The sequence below is a fragment of the Halorubrum sp. Atlit-8R genome (assembly GCF_003666025.1).
Taxonomy (GTDB): domain Archaea; phylum Halobacteriota; class Halobacteria; order Halobacteriales; family Haloferacaceae; genus Halorubrum; species Halorubrum salinarum.
This window is the reverse complement of sequence record NZ_QPLV01000001.1, coordinates 380,816-399,273: the sequence shown is the minus strand read 5'-3', so window position 1 is coordinate 399,273 and position 18,458 is coordinate 380,816. Positions and strand designations below refer to the sequence as shown.

General features: G+C 72.1%; 23 protein-coding genes. 16 read left to right on the top strand and 7 right to left on the bottom strand.

Features of this window, described 5'->3' with window-relative positions; all coding sequences use genetic code 11:
- Positions 1–8: 8 nt before the first annotated feature.
- Positions 9–134: a transporter gene (locus DVK05_RS17220; protein WP_197702923.1), complete on the bottom strand. Its 126-nt coding sequence runs from the start codon at positions 132–134 to the stop codon at positions 9–11.
- Between the two features lie 119 nt (positions 135–253).
- Here DVK05_RS17220 and DVK05_RS01855 point away from each other — a divergent pair, with 119 nt between their 5' ends.
- The 5 genes from DVK05_RS01855 (at position 254) to DVK05_RS01835 (ending at position 5,275) form a co-directional block, all read left to right on the top strand.
- On the top strand, positions 254–931 hold the full coding sequence (locus DVK05_RS01855) for a 2,5-diamino-6-(ribosylamino)-4(3H)-pyrimidinone 5'-phosphate reductase (protein WP_121561737.1): 678 nt from the start codon (positions 254–256) through the stop codon (positions 929–931).
- Positions 932–1,161: 230 nt separating this feature from the next.
- Positions 1,162–2,085, top strand: coding sequence for a coiled-coil protein (locus DVK05_RS01850; RefSeq protein WP_053771712.1), 924 nt, complete (start codon positions 1,162–1,164; stop codon positions 2,083–2,085).
- A 138-nt stretch (positions 2,086–2,223) separates the two neighbouring features.
- On the top strand, positions 2,224–3,159 hold the full coding sequence (gene sppA, locus DVK05_RS01845) for a signal peptide peptidase SppA (protein ID WP_053771713.1): 936 nt from the start codon (positions 2,224–2,226) through the stop codon (positions 3,157–3,159).
- An 84-nt stretch (positions 3,160–3,243) separates the two neighbouring features.
- Positions 3,244–4,380, top strand: coding sequence for a DUF373 family protein (locus DVK05_RS01840; protein WP_121561736.1), 1,137 nt, complete (start codon positions 3,244–3,246; stop codon positions 4,378–4,380).
- 70 nt (positions 4,381–4,450) lie between these two features.
- Positions 4,451–5,275 (top strand): shikimate dehydrogenase, encoded by an 825-nt coding sequence (locus DVK05_RS01835; RefSeq protein ID WP_121561735.1) that lies wholly within the window; start codon positions 4,451–4,453, stop codon positions 5,273–5,275.
- A gap of 24 nt (positions 5,276–5,299) precedes the next feature.
- Here DVK05_RS01835 and DVK05_RS01830 read toward each other — a convergent pair whose 3' ends face one another.
- The gene (locus DVK05_RS01830; protein WP_121561734.1) at positions 5,300–5,758 is read right to left on the bottom strand and encodes a transporter; all 459 of its coding nucleotides are present in this window, start codon (positions 5,756–5,758) and stop codon (positions 5,300–5,302) included.
- A 104-nt stretch (positions 5,759–5,862) separates the two neighbouring features.
- On the opposite strand from DVK05_RS01830, the gene DVK05_RS01825 reads away from it, so the two are divergent.
- The 5 genes from DVK05_RS01825 to DVK05_RS01805 are packed head-to-tail and all read left to right on the top strand — an operon-like array spanning position 5,863 to position 10,267.
- On the top strand, positions 5,863–6,423 hold the full coding sequence (locus tag DVK05_RS01825; RefSeq protein ID WP_121561733.1) for a helix-hairpin-helix domain-containing protein: 561 nt from the start codon (positions 5,863–5,865) through the stop codon (positions 6,421–6,423).
- 53 nt (positions 6,424–6,476) lie between these two features.
- On the top strand, positions 6,477–8,162 hold the full coding sequence (locus DVK05_RS01820) for an anthranilate synthase component I family protein (RefSeq protein ID WP_121561732.1): 1,686 nt from the start codon (positions 6,477–6,479) through the stop codon (positions 8,160–8,162).
- Positions 8,159–8,833, top strand: a complete 675-nt coding sequence (locus DVK05_RS01815) for an aminodeoxychorismate/anthranilate synthase component II (RefSeq protein ID WP_121561731.1) — start codon at positions 8,159–8,161, stop codon at positions 8,831–8,833. The genes DVK05_RS01820 and DVK05_RS01815 overlap by 4 nt, the downstream gene beginning before the upstream one ends.
- Positions 8,826–9,746, top strand: coding sequence for an aminotransferase class IV (locus DVK05_RS01810; protein WP_121561730.1), 921 nt, complete (start codon positions 8,826–8,828; stop codon positions 9,744–9,746). Before DVK05_RS01815 ends, DVK05_RS01810 begins: the two co-directional genes overlap by 8 nt.
- 50 nt (positions 9,747–9,796) lie before the next feature.
- Positions 9,797–10,267 (top strand): Rieske 2Fe-2S domain-containing protein, encoded by a 471-nt coding sequence (locus DVK05_RS01805; RefSeq protein ID WP_121561729.1) that lies wholly within the window; start codon positions 9,797–9,799, stop codon positions 10,265–10,267.
- A 35-nt stretch (positions 10,268–10,302) separates the two neighbouring features.
- Here DVK05_RS01805 and DVK05_RS01800 read toward each other — a convergent pair whose 3' ends face one another.
- Both DVK05_RS01800 and DVK05_RS01795 read right to left on the bottom strand, forming a co-directional pair.
- Complete coding sequence (locus tag DVK05_RS01800; protein WP_121561728.1) at positions 10,303–10,749, bottom strand: DUF5788 family protein; 447 nt, start codon at positions 10,747–10,749, stop codon at positions 10,303–10,305.
- Positions 10,750–10,797: 48 nt separating this feature from the next.
- Complete coding sequence (locus DVK05_RS01795; protein ID WP_121561727.1) at positions 10,798–11,907, bottom strand: ATP-binding protein; 1,110 nt, start codon at positions 11,905–11,907, stop codon at positions 10,798–10,800.
- A gap of 111 nt (positions 11,908–12,018) precedes the next feature.
- Between DVK05_RS01795 and DVK05_RS01790 the strand changes: the two genes are divergently transcribed.
- The gene (locus tag DVK05_RS01790; protein ID WP_121561726.1) at positions 12,019–12,807 is read left to right on the top strand and encodes a YkgJ family cysteine cluster protein; all 789 of its coding nucleotides are present in this window, start codon (positions 12,019–12,021) and stop codon (positions 12,805–12,807) included.
- 33 nt (positions 12,808–12,840) lie between these two features.
- Here DVK05_RS01790 and DVK05_RS01785 read toward each other — a convergent pair whose 3' ends face one another.
- A complete protein-coding gene (locus DVK05_RS01785) occupies positions 12,841–13,761 on the bottom strand; it encodes a dihydrodipicolinate synthase family protein (protein WP_121561725.1) in 921 nt (306 codons plus the stop codon).
- 123 nt (positions 13,762–13,884) lie between these two features.
- Here DVK05_RS01785 and DVK05_RS01780 point away from each other — a divergent pair, with 123 nt between their 5' ends.
- Complete coding sequence (locus tag DVK05_RS01780) at positions 13,885–14,295, top strand: TRAM domain-containing protein (RefSeq protein ID WP_121561724.1); 411 nt, start codon at positions 13,885–13,887, stop codon at positions 14,293–14,295.
- 67 nt (positions 14,296–14,362) lie between these two features.
- On the opposite strand, the gene DVK05_RS01775 is transcribed toward DVK05_RS01780, so the two are convergent.
- Positions 14,363–15,082: a class I SAM-dependent methyltransferase gene (locus tag DVK05_RS01775; protein ID WP_121561723.1), complete on the bottom strand. Its 720-nt coding sequence runs from the start codon at positions 15,080–15,082 to the stop codon at positions 14,363–14,365.
- Positions 15,083–15,182: 100 nt separating this feature from the next.
- The gene (locus tag DVK05_RS01770) at positions 15,183–15,575 is read right to left on the bottom strand and encodes a PPOX class F420-dependent oxidoreductase (RefSeq protein WP_121561722.1); all 393 of its coding nucleotides are present in this window, start codon (positions 15,573–15,575) and stop codon (positions 15,183–15,185) included.
- Between the two features lie 151 nt (positions 15,576–15,726).
- Between DVK05_RS01770 and DVK05_RS01765 the strand changes: the two genes are divergently transcribed.
- From DVK05_RS01765 to DVK05_RS01750, 4 genes are all read left to right on the top strand, one after another.
- Positions 15,727–15,999 carry a helix-turn-helix domain-containing protein gene (locus DVK05_RS01765; protein WP_053771729.1) on the top strand — a complete coding sequence of 91 codons (273 nt, stop codon included), beginning with the start codon at positions 15,727–15,729 and terminating at the stop codon, positions 15,997–15,999.
- A gap of 106 nt (positions 16,000–16,105) precedes the next feature.
- Complete coding sequence (locus DVK05_RS01760) at positions 16,106–17,122, top strand: glycosyltransferase (RefSeq protein WP_121561721.1); 1,017 nt, start codon at positions 16,106–16,108, stop codon at positions 17,120–17,122.
- Positions 17,123–17,168: 46 nt separating this feature from the next.
- On the top strand, positions 17,169–17,987 hold the full coding sequence (gene hisF, locus DVK05_RS01755) for an imidazole glycerol phosphate synthase subunit HisF (RefSeq protein ID WP_121561720.1): 819 nt from the start codon (positions 17,169–17,171) through the stop codon (positions 17,985–17,987).
- 95 nt (positions 17,988–18,082) lie between these two features.
- Positions 18,083–18,268, top strand: a complete 186-nt coding sequence (locus tag DVK05_RS01750; protein WP_121561719.1) for a hypothetical protein — start codon at positions 18,083–18,085, stop codon at positions 18,266–18,268.
- Positions 18,269–18,458: the final 190 nt, after the last annotated feature.

Here is an 18,458-nt window from a genome sequence, read left to right as displayed (position 1 = left end):
GTGTCGGGTCAGAGCCCGAACAGGCGGGCGGCGAGCCCGGCGAGCACGACCAGCGCGCCGAGGATGAACGTGCCCGGGATCGGGAGGAGGAACAGGGCGACGCCGATCAGGACCACGATCGTCGAGGTTCTCATGACGCGCTCGCTTCGGTCCGGCGCCGGATACGCTTTGGGTCGGAGCGACCGCCGCGGTCGGAGGTGGCTGCGGCCGCCCCGACCGAAACGACCATTCCGCGTCCGGCCGACCGTCGCGTATGCACGTGGTCGTCAACGCGGCCCAGAGCGTCGACGGGAAGCTCGCCACCCGCCGCCGGGAGCAGCTCCGCATCTCCGGCCCGGAGGACTTCGACCGGGTCGACCGCGTCAGGGCGGCCGCGGACGCGGTGCTGGTCGGGGTCGGGACCGTCCTCGCGGACGACCCGCACCTCACGCTCGACGAGGAGGACCGGCGCGTCGAGCGCCTCCGGAACGGGCGGCCCGGCGACCCGGCCCGCGTCGTGATCGACTCGACCGGGCGGACGCCGACCGACGCCCGGATCTTAGACGACGCGGCCGCGACGTACCTGCTCGTCTCGGCCGCGACCGACCGGGAGCGCCGCGAGGCGCTCGCCGACGCGGGCGCCGAGGTGATCGTGGCCGGCGAGGAGCGCGTCGACGTCGCCGAGGGGGTCGATCGGCTCGCCGAGCGGGGGGTCGACCGCCTGATGGTGGAGGGCGGCGGCGAGGTGATCTTCTCGTGTTTCGAGGCCGGCGTCGTCGACGAACTACACGTCTACGTCGGGTCGCTCGTGATCGGCGGCCGCGACGCGCCCACCCTCGCGGACGGCGCGGGCTTCACCGAGGGGTTCCCCGACCTGACGCTGACGGGCACGGAGCGGTTCGACGACGGGATCGTCCTCTCGTACGCGGTGGGGGAGGACGGCGAGTCGTAAGCGAGTCGTGTGAACGGTAACCACGGAAATCGCGGGGTACACGCTCCGTGGCACCGGTACGCACGAAAATCACCGAAGTATTTATGTATCGCCCGGGGGTAGTTGCGGGTACCAGAACGCCTCTGGCGCTGGTGGAATCGCACGCTGAAATGAACGGGAGTTCTTGCAGACGGCCCGACGCACCACAGCGAGCGTCCGCTATCGCCGGAGCGGTGATGGAGAGATAACAAATGGTAACGAAAGAAGAAGTCATCGAGCAGTACGACGTGGAAGCGATGGACGAGGCGGACAACGTGGACCTTTCTGAGGACGACCTGGAGAACGGCTCCAAGGGTCAGCTCATCAAACGCGCCGGACAGCTGCGAGACCGACGCAACGAGCTGAACCAGATGGCGTCCGAGCGCGCCTCCAAGCGCGACGACCTCAACGCGAAGACGCGCGAGAAGGTCGACGAGGCCCAGGAACACCGCGAGAAGCGCGACGAGCTCAACGAGCAGGTCCAAGAGCACAAGGACAAGCGCAACGAGCTCAACGCCGAGGCCAACGAGCTGTTCGACGAGGTCGAGGAGCTCAAACAGGACCTCGAACTCGGCTCCGGCAAGTCCATCGAGGAGCTCGAAGAGGAGATCGAGGACCTCGAGTTCCGCCAGCAGACGGAGGTGCTCGACGCCGAAGACGAGCGCGAGCTCATCGAGAAGATCGACGACAAGCGCGAGAAGCTCGCCGAGAAGAAGGAGAAGGTCGACGACACAAGCGAGCTCGACGAGCTCGTCGAGGAGGCCGAGGAGGTCCGCTCCGAGGCGTCCCAGCACCACCAGAAGGTGACGGAGCTCGCCGACAAGGCCCAGGAGCACCACAACCAGATGATCGAGGCCTACCGCGAGGCCGACGACATCCGCGACGAGGCCGACGAGATGCACGAGCTGTTCGTCGAGGCCCAGGAGGCGGCCGACCGCCACCACGAGGACTTCGTCCGCGTCCAGAAGCGCCTGCGCGAGCTCGACAAGAAGGAGGAGGAAGAGCGGCAGGACGAGCGCGCCGAGAAGCGCGAAGAGGAGAAGGAAGAGGCCGAGGAGATCTATCAGAAGTTCAAGGAGGGCGAGACGCTCGACACCGAGGACCTGATGAAGCTCCAGAAGACCGGCCTCCTGTAAGCCGGGCGAGACGCGGTCCGCGGTTTTCTGCGGTTTTCCACGGCCGACAGCCCCGCGCCCGTCGAGCGCGGGCGGCCGGTCCCGGCGACCGGCGTCGCCCACGACAGCATATAAACGGGAGCGCCGCCAACCGACGGTATGGACGACGCGCCGGCGAACGGACGGAAGGGGTTGCTCGCGGCCGCCGCGGTCGGCGCGGCGACGACGATCGCGGGCCGCGCGGTCCTCGCGCGGCTCACGGGCGGGCGATTCGGTGACGCGGACGAGTACAACGTCGCGAAGGTGACGGTCTCGGGGCCGATCCGCCGGAATCAGGGGCGGCCGTCGCCGCTTTCGGGCCCGGGCGGGGCGACCGCGGACGACGTGGTCGAGCAGATCGAGGCGGCCGACGAGGACGACGACGCCGAGGCGCTGCTCGTCGAGCTCAACACGCCCGGCGGCGAGGTCGTGCCGAGCGACGACATCCGGCGGGCCGCCGCCGACTTCGACGGGCCGACGGTCGCGTACGCGACCGACACCTGCGCCTCCGGCGGGTACTGGATCGCGAGCGGCTGCGACGAGCTGTGGGCGCGCGAGGCGAGCCTCGTCGGGTCTATCGGCGTCGTCGGCTCGCGGCCGAACGCGAAGGGGCTCGCCGACAAGCTCGGCATCTCCTACGAGCAGTTCACCGCGGGCGAGTACAAGGACGCCGGCGTCCCGCTGAAGGAGATCGAGGAGGACGAACGGGAGTACCTCCAGGGGATCATCGACGGCTACTACGAACAGTTCGTCGAGACCGTGAGCGAGGGCCGCGACATGGACCCCGAAGCGATCCGGGAGACCGAGGCGCGGGTGTACCTCGGGGACGACGCCGCCGAGCTCGGCCTAGTCGACGAGCTGGGCACCGAGGACGACGTCGAGGACCGGCTCGCCGACCTGATCGGCGCCGAGCCCGAGGTCCGCGAGTTCACCCCGGAGCGCGGGCTCGCGGAGCGGCTCGGCATCGGCGCCGAGCGCGTCGCGTTCGCCGCCGGGAGCGGGGTCGCGGGCGTGTTCGCCGACGACGGCGGCGACATCGACGTGGAGTTCCGGTAGCGACGGGCAGACTGCCGCCGAAACGAAGAGGCGGCCGGGGACCGACGGGGAGGATTTTTGTCCGGCCGCGGTGTGAGACGACACGTGACGACGCTGGTCATCTGCGTCGACCGCTCGGGGGCGATCGGTCGCGCCACCAACGTCCCGATGCCGGTCGCCGGCTGGGAGGCCGTCCGGTCGCTGGTCACGGACGCCGGGCTGGACGACCCCGAGGACGCCAGCGTGAACTGCCTGCTGGAGTCGCTGCGCGTCGCGCGCGACCTCAGGGACGAACGCGAGGAGTCGGTGGTGGCGGTCGTCTCCGCCGAGAGCGACTCCCCGGTCGGCGCCGACCGCTCCATCGCCTCCCAGCTCGACGACCTCGTGGAGCGGTACGACCCGCGGGCCGCCATCGTCGTCGTCGACTCCGCGGAGGACGAGCGCGTCCTCCCGGTCGTCGAGTCGCGGGTCCCCGTCGACTCCGTCGACCGCGTCGTCGTCCGACAGGCCCGGGACATCGAGTCCACCTACTACCTCCTCAAGCAGTTCCTCGCCGACGAGCAGCTTCGCTCGACGATCCTCGTGCCGTTCGGCGTCGCGCTGCTCTTGGTCCCCGCGCTGTTCTACTGGTTCTCCGCCGGCGAGGCGGTCGCCGGCGTCGCCGGGCTGCTCGGCGCCGCGCTGCTGTACAAGGGGCTCGCGGTCGACCGGCTCGTGGCCGGGCTGCCGGAGCGCGTCCGCGAGGCGCTGTACGCCGGTCAGGTGTCCGTCGTGACGTACGTCGTCGCCGGCGGGCTCGCCCTCGTCGGCGGGTTCTTCGGCTTCCTCGCGGCCTCGAACCTGACCCCCGGATCGGCGCGGCTCGTCGAGGTCGTGGAGTTCACCTACGCCGCGGTCCCGTGGTTCGCGGTCGCGGGCGTGACCGCGGCCGTGGGGCGGCTGCTCGACGAGCTGATCCGCGACGAGGGGATCCGGACCCCGTACCTCAACCTCCCGTTCGTCATCGCCGCGGTCGCCCTCGTCGTCCGCGGGTTCGCCGGGTACTTCCTCGCGCAGGAGGCGATCCACGAGCCGCTGTCGGCGTACGGGATGACGCTGACGCCGGTCCAACAGCTCGCGGCGTTCATCGTCGGCGGCATCGTGGTGTCGCTCGTCGGCGTCAAGGTCGCCAGCGACGTCGGCACCGAGACCCTCGAAGACGTCATCGACGCGGAGCGGGACGCCGACGGCCGGCGGGAGTGAGACGGGCGAGGCCGGCGGGAGCGACCCGGCGACCGACCCGCTTTTGTCGGTCGCGGCCGCGTGAGCGGGCATGGACGTGTACGGACTGATCGGGAACCCGGTCGGCCACTCGCTGTCGCCGCCGATGCACGAGGCGGGCTACGAGGCGCTCGGCCTCGACGCGCGCTACGTCACCTTCGAGCCGGACGCCGGCGCCGCGGCCGCGGCGATAGCGGGCGCGGCCGACCTCGGCGTCGCGGGGCTCAACGTGACGGTCCCGTTCAAGCGGGACGTTCTCGACGCGGTCGACGCCGCCCCGCTCGCGGAGCGCATCGGCGCGGTCAACACGGTCGACTACGGCCCGGTCCGGGCGGGCGAGGCCGACCGACCGCGCGGCCACAACACCGACGCCGCGGGGGTGACGCGGGCGCTCGAACACCACGGCGTGACGGTCGACGGCCGCGACGCGCTCGTGGTGGGCGCGGGCGGCGCGGGGCGGGCGGCCGCGTTCGCGCTGGCGGACGCCGGCGCGGCGGTCCACGTCGCGAACCGCACCGCGGAGCGCGCGGTCGAGCTCGCGGGGGACGTGCCGGGCGCGACCGGCGGCGGCCTCGACGGCCTCGGCGAGCGCGTCGCGGCCGCCGACCTGCTCGTCAACGCGACGAGCGTGGGGATGGAGGCGCCCGACGAGACCCCGGTGCCCGCCGAACACCTCCACGGCGACCTCGCCGTCCTCGACGCGGTGTACGCGCCGATCGAGACCCGGCTGCTGCGGGAGGCCGCGGCCGCTGGCGCGACGACGGTCGACGGCGCGTGGATGCTGCTGTACCAGGGGGTGGAGGCGTTCGAGATCTGGACCGGCGAGTCGGCGCCGGTCGATGCGATGAACGCGGCGCTGCGGGCGGAGCTTGAGTGAACGGGCGGAGGACTCGGCGGCCGCTCAGAGGAGCGACGGGCTCGCGAGCAGCCCGGCGGTGACGATCAGACCGAGTGAGACGGCGGACGCGCCGTAGAGGAACGGCTTGGCCTCGCGGGCGGGCTCGCGGAGCTTGTCGGCGTCGAGCCCGTCGGCCAGCTTCGAGCCGGCGACCTCGACGAGCCCGGTGCCGACGAACCACAGCCCGAGCATCGTCAACACGAGGTGGCCGCGGGGCGTGCCCGTCAGCGCCTCGAACGTGTACAGCGTCCCGGCCATGTGGCCGCCGGAGAGGACGAACGCGACCGCGCTGATCCGGGTGATCCAGCGCAGGCGACCGGCGACCGAGCCGAGCGCGGTCGTCCCGATCTCGCCGCGGAGCGCGGGCGGGAGGACCGCGAGGGTGACGAACAGCACGCTGCCGACCCAGAGGACGGCGAAGCCGACGTGGACCGACCACATGACCGGGTTGATGACGTTCATACGACCGCGACGGCCCGGCGTCACTTATAAACAGGCGGGACGGGGCCGGCGGTCGATTGCGGCGGAGAGGGTTTTTAAATATCTCGCACGTGTAGCCGCCGGCAATGGCTCTACTCCAGAAGCTCAAAGAGAAGCTCGGATTCGGGAGCGATTCGGGCGAGCGCGAGTCCGGCGAGACGGAAGTGACGGTAGAGCGGGAATCGGAGCCGGCGGCCGAGCCGCCCGCGGCCGACGAGCCCGCGGCCGGCAATTCGGTCGAGCCGGACGACGCGGAACCGGCGGAAAGCGAGCCGAGTGCCGCGGAACCGGCGGAGAGCGAGGCGGGCGACGGCGACGGCGACGAGGCGGCGGTCGCCGCGGAGACAGAGGCGGCCGCCTCGACGGAGTCGCTCGTCGACGACGAGGGCGCGGGGGCGGACGAGGCGGCCGAGCAGGCGGAGGCCGCGGCGGGCGAGGCGGACGACGTCGCGGTCGACGACGACGACCGCGGCCCGAGCGTCGAGGAGATCAAGGGGATCGGCCCGGCGTACGCCGAGCGGCTCGCCGAGATCGGGATCGAGACGGTGGCCGACCTCGCGGACGCGGACGCCGCCGAGGTGGCGGAGGGCACGAGCGTCGGCGAGAAGCGCGCCGCGACGTGGATCGACCGCGCGAGCGAGTTCTGACGGGGCGGTCGGGCGACCGCAACTGTTTCGTCGCGCCCGCCGAACGGAGTCCCATGAGGCGAACGGTACACACCGATCGGGAGCGGTTCCGCGCGGTCGCGGCCGCGGCGCCGGACGGCGCGCGGGTCCCGGTCGAGCTCCGGGTCGCCGTCGACGACCCCTTCGACGCCTACCGCCGGGCGCGGGACGGGCCCGGCGGCGTCTTCTACGAGACGACGGGCGGCCAGTCCGGATGGGGGTACTTCGGCGTCGACCCGGTCGAGCGGCTGACCGTCGCCGCCGAGTCGGTCGTCGCCGGCGCGGGCGACGCGGACGGAGCGGAGCGCGGCGAGGGGGCGACCCGAGCGGGCGACTACCGGCGCCCGTCGGCCTCGCTGTCCGCCCTGGAGGGCGTCCTCGACGGCGAGACGTTGGCGCGTGGCGACTGCGAGGTGCCGTACCCGTGCGGCGCGTTCGGCTGGCTCGCCTACGACGTGGCGCGCGAGTTGGAGGCGTTCCCGCCGGTGCCGCCCGCGGGCCCCGGCGCGGTCGACGACCGCGGGCTCCCGCGGCTCCAGGCCGGGCTCTTCGACCGGATCGCGGCCTGGGAGTGCCCGGTGGACGCCGAGGACGGCGACGACGGCGAGGACGACGAGACCGTCACGCTCCGCGTGACCGCCTGTCCCCGCGTGCCGGCGGGGCTGGACGACCCCGAGGCCGACCGCGACGCGCTCGACGCGCTGTTCGACGAGGGCCGGGCGCGGGCCGCGGACCTGATAACTCGGATCGAGACCGGGGACGCGGCCTCGGGGGCGCCGCCCGACCCGACCGCGGAGAGCGCGACCTTCGAGAGCGACGTGGGCCGCGAGGGGTACGCCGACGCGGTCCGGCGGGTCAAGGCGTCCGTCCGCGACGGCGACACGTTCCAGGCGAACGTCTCGCAGCGGCTGACCGCGCCGGCGGCGGTCCATCCCGTCGAGGCGTACGACGCGCTCCGCGAGGTAAACCCGGCGCCGTACTCCGGGCTGATCGAGTTCGGCGACCGCCCGACCGGCGGCGACCTCGTGAGCGCGAGCCCGGAGCTCCTCCTGGCACGCGAGCCGACCGACGACCCCGACCGCGGCGCGCGGCTCGTCACGGAGCCGATAGCGGGGACGCGGCCCCGGGGGGACACGGAGGCGGCCGACGCCGGGCTGGAGGCCGAGCTGACCGGCGACGAGAAGGAGCGCGCCGAGCACGCGATGTTGGTCGACCTCGAACGCAACGACCTCGGCAAGGTGTCGCGGTTCGGCACGGTCGAGGTGAGCGAGTACCGGCGCGTCGACCGCTACAGCGAGGTGATGCACCTCGTGAGCCTGGTCGAGGGCGAGGCCCGCCCGGACGTGGGGCTCGCGGACGCGGTCGCGGCCTGCTTCCCCGGCGGGACCATCACGGGCGCGCCGAAGCCGCGGACGATGGAGATCATCGACGAGCTGGAGCCGACGCGCCGCGGGCCCTACACCGGGTCGATGTTCGCCGCCGGGTTCGACGGCCGCGCGACGCTGAACATCGTCATCCGGACGCTCGTGCGCCACGCCGCCGAGTACCACCTCCGGGTCGGGGCTGGGATCGTCCACGACTCCGACCCGGACGCGGAGTACGAGGAGACGCTCGCGAAGGCGCGCGCCCTCGTGAGCGCGGTCGACGAGGCGCTCGCCGCCGGCGGGATGGCGGTCGAGGCCGACGACGGGCCCGCGGCGGAGGAGGCGGCCGAGCGATGACGGGCGACAGCGACGGCGGCGGCGTCGACGCGGCGACCGCGGCGGACGACGCCGACGCGGCGGGCGGGTGGCGCCCCGGCGCGGGCGACGCCGACGCCCGGGTCCTCGTCGTCGACAACTACGACTCGTTCGCGTACAACCTCGTCCAGTACGTCGGCGAGGTCGCGGGCGCGGTGACGGTCCGGCGGAACGACGCGGTCGACCTCGCCGGGATCCGCGCGCTCGACCCGGACGGCGTCGTCGTCTCGCCCGGGCCGGGGACGCCGGCGGAAGCCGGGGTCTCGACCGCGGTCTTCGAGCTCGACCGGCCTGTGTTCGGCGTCTGCCTCGGCCACCAGGCGCTGTGCGCGAGCCGCGGGAGCCGCGTCGGCCACGCGCCGGAGGTCGTCCACGGGAAGCCGTCGACGATCGCCCACGACGGCGAGGGCGTCTTCGCCGGGCTCCCCGACCGGCTTCGCGTCGGGCGCTACCACTCGCTGTGCGTCGAGCGCGAGGACCTCCCGGACGAACTCGTCGAGACCGCGCGCACCGACGAGGAGCGCGAGGTCGTGATGGGCGTTCGCCACCGCGAGAAGCCGCACGTCGGCGTCCAGTTCCACCCGGAGAGCATCCTGACGCCCCGCGGGAAGCGCATGGTCCGGAACTTCGTGGAGGTGTGTGAGGATGCGTGAGGGAGGCGAGGACGCGGAGCGACTGTACCACGTCGACGGCGACCTCGTCCCCGCCCCGGAGGCGACCGTCTCGGTGGAGGACCGCGGGTTCGCCTACGGCGACGCCGCCTTCGAGACGATGCGCGCGTACGGCGGCGCCGTCTTCCGGTGGGACGCGCACGCGGACCGGCTCCGGGACACCTGCGAGACGCTCGGGCTCGACCACGGCCTCGCCGACGCGGACCTGAAGCGCCGGGTCGACGAGACGCTCGCCGCGAACGACCTCGCGGACGCGTACGTGAAGCTCTCGGTCACTCGCGGGGTCCAGCCGGGGACGCTCGACCCGAAGCCGGCGGTCGACCCGACGGTCGTCGTGATCGCGAAGCCGCTCGCGCGCGGCGGCGTCGGGAGCGACCCGGTCCACGACGGCCCGGCCGCGCTCCAGACGACGAAGACGCGCAAGCCCGCCGACCGCGCGATCCCGGCCGCGGCCAAGACCCACAACTACCTCAACGGGATCTTGGCTCGACTCGAACTCCGGGTCACGGGCGCCGACGAGGCCATGCTGCTCGGCCCGGACGGCAACGTCGCGGAGGGCGCGACCGCGAACCTCTTCTTCGCCGACGGGACGGCCCTGAAGACGCCGTCGCTCGACGGCCCGATCCTCCCGGGCGTCACCAGGGCGACCGTGATCGAGGTCGCGGAGGAGGAGGGAATCCCCGTCGAGGAGGGGACGTACGCCCCCGACGCGGTGCGCGAGGCCGACGAGGTGTTCCTCACGAACTCCACCTGGGAGGTCCGACCCGTGGCGACCGTCGACGGCATCGCGGTCGACGGCGACGGCGATGGCGTCGCCGGCCCGCTCACGACCCTCCTCTCGCGGCTGTTCGACCGCCGGATCGAAGAGACCCACTACGACGGCGAGCGGCTCTGAGGTCGGCGGGGGACCACAGCGTTCAAATCGGCCCCATCCCACCGGACGATATGGACGAGAGCCGCCGGATCGCCGGCGTCGAGGAGGTCCCGGAGGAGAGCACGCTGCTCGCGACCCTGCGCCCGGTCGACCCCGAGACGGTCGACGAGGGCGAGGGCGACCTCGGCGAGGGCGAGGACGGCGCCCCGGAGGTCGAGGCGATCCTCACGCGGGCCGCCGGGGAGGTGCGCGCGTTCCGGAACTACTGTCAACACTGGACCGACGTGCGCCTCGACAAGGACGACGGGGCGTTCGTGCGCAACGGCGAGGTGTTCTGTCAGACGCACGGCGCCACCTTCGAGGCCGACGGCGGCTACTGTAACTTCGGTCCCTGCGAGGGCGCCGTCCTCGAATCGGTCGGCGTGACGGTCGCGGACGATACAGTGTACCTCGACGACGACGCCTACGAGTTCGTCCGGCTCGGCCCCTCCGCAGGGAAGGGCGACGGCAGCGGCTCGCGGATCGACTTCACCGGGAACTGAGCGGCCGCGGGGCCGCGACCGCCACTCGCCGGCGGTCAGAACCGCGTGCGACCGCTCCCGCTGCCGGCGTCCTCGCGCCCGAGCGCCTTCTTCAGGAAGTTCATCCAGCGCTTCTGGTCGGCCGCCTCCTGGCGCTTCGCCTCGGTCTCCGGGTCGGGCGCGTTAAGTCCCTCCAGCGCCTCCAGCGCGCGGTCGATACCGATGATCGACGCCGCCAGCCGCTCGCCCTCCTCGTAGCTCACCTCGTTGTCCTCGATCGGCGCCAGGCGGTCGAGCCGCTCGCGGCGGAGGTTCCGCTTGGCGCGCTCGACGCGGTCGCGCTCGCCGGGCGGGACCGAGTCGCGCCGCTTGATCTCGAAGACGAACGACCGGAGGTCGATCGCCTCCCCCTGGATCTCGATCGACTCCGGGATGTCGACGCCGATCGTCGACGACTCCCGTTCGACCCGCTCCAGGAGCTGTTTTCGCTCGAACTCCTTCACGCTCGATCGGTAGGTCGCGGGCGCACTTCGCTCCTTCGCCGGGCGCCGTCAGGCCGACGGCGCCGGCCGCTCCCTCGCCGGGAGGTAGAGCCGGACGACGTTGCCGCGGGGGTCCCGCCGCTCGAACTCGAGTTCTCCCCCGAGCGACTCGATACACCACTTCATGACGAAGAGGCCGACGCCCGTCCCGTGGCGGGTGTTCGTCACCTCGCCGAACGCGTCGAGGGCGTCGACCTCGGCCTCCGGAATGTGCGGGTTCGCGTCGACGACGCGGATCTCCACGCGCCCGGTGTTCGGCGACGGGCGGACGGTCACCTCGACGGTCGGATCCGGCTCGTCAGCGTGCCGGACCGCGTTCTCGACCGCGTGGCGAAGCGCGTGGTCGAACGCGGCGTCGACGTGGATCCACATGGGTCGGCGCTCCTCGACGACGAACTCGGCGTCGGGGTACGACGGTTCGAGCGCGGCGACGACGTCGCGCGCGGCGGCTGCGGCCCGTCGGTGCGAACGCGGCGGCTCCGACCGACTGACGGCCTGCTGGATCTCCTTGACCGAGGTCGCGACGCCGCCAAGCCCCACCGCGGCCTCGCGCGCATCCGCGGCAGCCTCGCGAACGCCGTCGTCGTCGGTCGCCCGAAGAATCTCGCCGGTGTACCCGATGATCTTGTTCGCCTCGTTCCGGAGGTTATGTCGGAGCACGCGCCAGAACAGTGCCTCGCGCCGGCTCGCAGCGTAGTGCTCGCTGATGTCGCGCACCTCGGCGAGGACTCGTCTCGTGCCCGTCCCGCACTCGCCGTCGCCGTCGGTTCGTCGGTCGGCGTCGCCCTCCGGCCCGCGGTCGCCGGACCACGGGGAGAGCGAGACGCGGACCCAAACCAACTCCCCGTCACGCCGCTTGATCCGCCACGTGAACTCGGGCGAGCCGCCGGCGGCGGCCTCGCGGAGGCGGTCGGCGAACTCCGACTCGGAGAAGCGGTACGTGTTGGCGGTGTACCGACCGACGGACAGCTTGCGGAGCTCCGCGGTCGAGTACCCGACGAGCGACTCCAAGCGGTCGTTCGCGCTCTCGACGGTACCGTCGGCGACGTCGAACAGCGCGATACCGACCCGGAGGGAGTCGTACGCCGGTGGCAGTCGCGCGTGCGGCTTCGCGGCCATACATGTGGACTCGTCTCCCGCCCGGTCATGGGGCTTGCTAAGAGGGATATATATCGCTCCGGTTCGCTCGGGACCGTCGGGGTTTTTCGCGCGCGTCACGGAGGGTAACACATGAAGTCGCTCGAAGCCGAACTCGACGCCGCCCGCGACCTCGCGGTCGCGGACCTGGCGGACGCCATCGAGTCCATCGGGTTCGAGTGTACGCGCTGCGGCGGCTGCTGTACCGGCTACGCCCCCGACGAGCCGGGGGGCGCGCCCGCGGGAGAAGGGGCAGACGAGGCCGGAGCGGACGGCGACGAGGGCAGTGCCCCCGACTGCCACGATGGCGACGCCGACCGCGAGCCGCACACCGCGACCGTCTTTCCCGACGAGGTCCGGCGCGTCGCCGACGCCGCCGAAGACGAGTTCGGCGAGGCGTACGACTGGCGCGACGTGGCGCGGCCGATGCCGTTCGGGCTCGACGCCGACGGGGACGGCGACCCGACCGGGGAGACGTTCGAGTGGGCGCTCGCGACCGACGGCTGCGGCGACTGTACCTTCTACGAGGAGTCGGGCGGGGAGGGCGCCTGCACCGTCCACGACTCGCGCCCGCTCATCTGCCGGACCTACCCGTTCAGCGTCGCCTTAGAGGGGACGAGCCAGCCGATGGGCGAGGCGGTCGACGAGGCGGGGGTCGTCCGCGCCCACGAGTGCGAGGGGCTCGGCCGCGACATCTCCCGCGAGGACGCCGAGGAACTGGCCGCGGCGCTGAAGGAGCGCGCGGTGCGCGAACTGGAGGAAGCCATCGGCGTGCGGGACGGCTACGACCCGACGGCGCGCGAGCGGGCCGACGGGGACGTCGTCGTCTTCGACTCCGAGGGCCCGAAGGAGGCCGACGGGACCCCGGTGGGCGGGGAGTAGCGGGGGCGGAGACGGGTCGCCGTCGGAGCGGTCTCAGACCACGTCCAGCGCCGCGTCCACGTCGTCGCGGATCGCCTCGCGGGCGGCCTCGTCCGGGAGCGTGAGCGGCGGGCGCACCGCCGGGTCGGGGATGAAGCCGCGGTGCGCCGCCGCCACCTTCGTCGCCGGCGCGAAGCCGTGGTCGGCGCAGCGGGCGAAAAGCGGCGCGACCGCGCGGCGGTGGAGCGCCAGTGCCCGCTCGTCGTCGCCGGCGCGGATCGCCTCGCCGAGCGCGTCGAAGGCCTCCGGGATCGCCTGCGAGAGCGCGTGGATCCCGCCGTCGACGCCGAGGCTCGCGCTCGGGTACAGCTGGGCGTCGACGCCCTGGAAGACGGCGAAGGAGTCGGGCGTCCCGCCGACCTTCGCCTCCAAGCCGGTGAGGTCGCCGGTCGTGTCCTTCATCCCGATCACCGACTCGCGGCTCGCCGCGTCGGCGAGCGCGTCGAGGTCGATGCCCTCGCCGACCGTCGCCGGGATGTCGTACAGGAGGATCGGGAGCGGGGCGTCGTCCGCGACGGCCTCGAGGAACGCCCGCTGTCCGTCCGGGTCCGTCGACGTGTGGTAGTACGGGAGGGTCACGAGCCCCGCGTCGGCCCCGGCCGCCGCGGCGGCCGACAGGTGGTCTCGGACCCGCGAGACGGCGGTGTCGGCCGCGCCGGCGATCACGGGGACTCGCCCGTCGGCCGCGTCGACGACGGTCTCGATCACGGTCCGCCGCTCGCCGTCGTCGAGGCTCGCGAACTCGCCGGTCGTCCCGCAGGGGACCACCCCGTCGATCCCGGCCTCGACGAGCGCGTCGACGTGGCTCGCGAGCGCGTCGGCGTCGACCTCGCTGCCGGGGGCGTCGCCGTCGGCGGCGAATGGCGTCACTATCGGCGGCGAGACGGCTGCGTGCGGCAGATCGAAGATTGGCATGGACGGCCCTTCGACCGGTGCCGACAAAGTCGTTGGTGCCCGCCGAACGCTTGCCGCCCGGCGCCTAACAGTGTCGGCGGTACAACTATACTGACCCGCACCCAGTTTCCGATGGAGTCTACTATGGAAATCTCCGAGAAGCTCCTCTGTCTGTTCAGCGCGGAAGTTCGCGAGGCCGACGACGGCGAGTACGTCGTCGACGTGCCCAACCGAGAGATCGAGACCGGGTCGCTGGAGCCGGGCGAGACGTACCGCGTCGCGCTCGTCGCCCGCGACGGGGTCGCGGCGTCGACGGACGACGCCGACGCCGCCTCCTCCCGGAACGACGACGGGCCGCAGCCGCCGGTCGAGCCCGGCGAGATGCGGTACGTCGAGATCGAGGACCTCGGCAAGCAGGGCGACGGGATCGCCCGCGTCGAGCGCGGCTACGTGATCATCGTCCCCGGCACCGAGGTCGGCGAGCGCGTGAAGATCGAAGTGACCGAAGTGAAGTCGAACTTCGCCGTCGGCGAAGTCGTCGAGGAAGCGGGCTAAAGCGGCGGCGAAGCGAGGCGGCGGCGGTTTCTGCCGACGGGACAGGCGACGAGCGGCGGCGCGCCGCTCACTCCTCGTCCGGCACCCTGGCGTCCCAGTACGACACCGAGGCGACGTAGTCGCCGGGGATCGTGTCGCCCGCGAGCTCGTCGAGCGCCCGGAACGGCCGCGCGACCGCGCCCGGTAGCTCGCGGTAGAAGCCGTACGGCAACACGAAGTCGTGCTCCTCGTTCGCGAGCGTGAGCCCCGCGTCGCCGAGCATGGCGGCGACCTGCCGCTCCGAGTAGAGCCGGGAGCCCATCGGGAGCAGCCAGGTGTACAGCGTCCGCAGGCTGCGGCTGTTGAACGTGTCGAAGAACACCTGATCGCGGCTGACCCGGCGGAGCTCCTTCGCGAACGGGACCGGGTCGTCCATCAGGTGGAAGAAGCGCATCGCGACGACCGTGTCGAAGTGGTCGTCCGGGAACGGGAGCCGCGAGGCGTCGCCGCGGAGGAACTCGACGGCGTCGGCGTGCCCGGCGGCGGCGACCTTCTCGCGGGCCTGTTCGAGCATCTCGCGGGAGACGTCGAGCCCGACGACGTCCGCGCCCTGGTCGGCGAGCATCGTCGTGAACCGCCCGGTGCCGCAGGCGACCTCCAGCACGCGGTGACCGGGATCGATGGGCCCCAACGCGGCGAGGACGGCCTCCTTCTCCCGGCGGTCGATGAGCTGTCCGCCGCCGGAGAAGCGGACGTCGTCGTACTCCTCGGCGACCTCGTCGGCCTGGTACCAGTCCTGTCCCTTCACGTTGTCCGTGGTGGACGCCGGACCGACAAAACCGTACTGGAAGCGGTCCGGCGCGGGCCTCGGTGCGGGCGGTCCGGACCGCTCCGACGGCGGTCGCCGGTCACCCGCTCGTGGCGACGTTCTCGGCGGGGATCTTCACGATCACGCGGGCGCCCTCCTCCTCGTCGTGGTGCGGGTACTCGTCGACGTCGAAGTACCGGCGGGCGAGCTCGTCGATGTGTTCGCGCGCCCCCTCCTCCGTCAGTTCGGCCTCGCCGCGGACGGAGACGTAGCGGTACGGGTCGTCGGGGTCGAGCACGCTGACGCCGACCTTCGGGTTGTGCCGCACGTTCCGCTCCTTGCGTCGCCCGCGGGCGGTGTTCACGAGGACGTACTCGCGGTCCTCGTGGTCGACCCACACCGGCGTGACGTGGGGGAGGCCGTCGGGCCCGACGGTCGCGAAGTGCGCGTACGACTCGGCTTCGAGGATGTCGACGTGGGACTCGGGGATCACGAGCCGGCGTACGGGCCGCCGCCGGAAAACACGCCTGATCGATCGTGTATGAGAGCGAGCCGAAGAGTGATATTAACACATTATATTATCACAGGCGGATTCCCCTATATGTAGCCAACCTTTACCACTACCCACGGAATTCGTGTGAGACATGAGTACCAGTCCCGCGGAGACCGCTGACCAGGACCGCCTGTCGGAGAGCGAGTATCGCGACCGCCTGCGCGAGCTTCCCCCGAGCGCGAAGCTCGTCGCGAAGGTACTGGAGGGGGACGCGCCCCTCTCGCAGGGCGGCCTCGCCGAGGAGTCGCTGCTGCCCGACCGCACCGTCCGCTACGCGCTCAACCGCCTCGAGGAGGAGGGCCTCGTCGACTCGCGGTACAGCTTCAAGGACGCGCGCAAGCAGGTGTACTACCTGACGATCTGAGCGGCCCTCGGACCGTCATCGCCGGCCGCGGTCGGCGCGGCGTCGGGTCGGACCGATCGAACGCACACGTTGCCCTTTTTACCTCCTCGCCCCGATAGCGGGTCGTATGGACCTCTCGGTCGTCGTCCCGACGCTCAACGGTCGGGACCGGTTGGCCGCCTGCCTCGACGCGCTGGCGGCTAACGCCCCCGACGCCGAGGTCATCGTGGTCAACGGCCCCTCGGCCGACGGCACGACCGGCATGGTTCGCGACCGCGACGACGTCGACGTGTTGGTCGAAATCTCCGACCGGACGGTGAACGTCGCCCGCAACGCCGGCATCGAGGTGGCTACGGGCGACGCGGTCGCGCTTGTCGACTACGACAACCGCATCGAGCCGGGGTGGCGCGACGCGGTCGCCGACGGCCTCGACGCGGCCCCCGTGGTCTCGGGCCCGGTGACCCCGATCCCGCCGAGCGAGGCGGACGGGGACGCGGACCGCGCGGCCGACGCGGCGGCCGACGACCCGAGCGAGCCGGAGCGCAACCGGATCGCCGGCCGGGACGTCACCTACTTCGAGGGCGGGAACGTCGCGTTCCGGCCCGAGGCCCTCCGCGACCTCGACGGCTTCGACGAGTACCTCCGGGTCGGCGGCGCGCGCGACGCGGCCCACCGACTGGCGCGCATGGACCGCGAGGTGGCGTGGCGGCCGGAGATGGCCGCGCGGAAGGAACTGCCGACCCCGACCGCCGCGGACGGCGGACGCAGCGCCCACGAGTGGGGCTGGAAGTACCGCGGGCTCGCCTATCGCCTCCTGAAGAACTACGGCGTGCGGCCGACCGTCCTCTTCCGGACGGGGTCGCACGCGGTCGGCGACGCCGTCGGCGCGGCGCGGGACGTCGTCCGCGGCGAGTCGACCCCCTCGCGCTGGGCCGCGACGGGTCGCGACGTGATCGTCGGGCTCACCGGCGGCGCCTCGGACGGGATCGTCGCGCGGCGGCGGGACCGAAGCCCCGCCAAGAACCCGAACGGGGTCTCGACGCGCGCGGACCGCGCCGTCGCGAAGTACGACCGACGGGACGCGGCGGGTCGCGGCGAGGACGTGGCGGCCGGCGACGCGGCTGACGCGGCCGACGCCGAGTGAGCCCCGCGCCTTTTAACCGACGGCGCGGTCTACGCTCCGCCAACGAATGGGACTCACGAAGCGCATCATCCCCTGTATTGACGTCGACCTCGACGACGACGGCGACGCCGCGGTGTACACCGGCGTCAACTTCGAGAACCTGGAGTACACGGGCGACCCCGTCGAGCTGGCGAAGAAGTACAACGAGGCGGGCGCCGACGAGTTCGTCTTCCTCGACATCACCGCCAGCGCCGAGGGGCGGGAGACGATGCTGGACGTGGTGAACGCGGTCGCCGACGAGTGTTTCATCCCCCTGACGGTCGGCGGCGGTATCCGCACCAAGGCCGACATCAAGGAGACGCTCCGGGCCGGCGCGGACAAGGTGTCGATCACGACCGGCGCCTTGGAACGCCCCGAGCTCATCGAGGAGGGCGCGGCCGCGTTCGGCAGCCAGTGCATCGTCATCTCCGTCGACGCCCGCCGCCGGTACGACGACGAGGGCGACCACTTCTACGAGGACGAGGACGGCGAGACGGTGTGGTTCGAGTGTACGAAGAAGGGCGGCCGCGAGGGCACCGGCATCGACGCCGTCTCGTGGGCGAAGGAGGCGGAGGAGCGCGGCGCGGGCGAGCTGTTCGTCAACTCCATCGACAAGGACGGGACGAAGGACGGCTACGACATCCCGCTGATGACGGCGGTGGGCGAGGCCGTCTCCACCCCCCTCATCGCCTCCTCCGGCTGCGGGGGCCCCGAGGACATGTACGAGGTGTTCACGGAGGCGAACGCCGACGCCGGGCTCGCGGCCTCCATCTTCCACTTCGGCGACTACTCCATCGAGGAGACGAAGGCGTACCTCGACGAGCGCGGCGTCCCGGTGCGGCGCTGAGCGCGGACCGGCGCGGGAGTAACTACGCTCGTAGTTTCTATTTTTGCGCGACTGAAACCAACAGTTATTATCCGACCGAGCGCGAATCGTGACGTATGTCCACGTCCACGTCATCCGCGCGTGTTCACGACGGGTCGCCCGAACTCGTCTGTAAACGGACGGACGGCGACGACGGCGGCGAGGTGACGTTCTTCGAGCGGGACGTCGACCCGGACGAGCGGACCACGCGGTGGATCACGGTCCGCGAGTCCGACTGCGTGCCCCGCGACGAGTGGCGATAAGAGCGGTTTTGTCGTAGTTTTGGGGTTTATTTATAAATCGTCGTGAGCGGAGCGGCGGCGAACACCTCCAAAGCCCCAGTCGCGCAGCCGCGCACCTCACACCTCCCCAGCCTCGTCGGGCGCCGTCGCTTCGCTCGGCGCCCGACTCCAGCGAGGGACCGAAGGTCCCTGTGGCAGCCGGCGCGTAGCG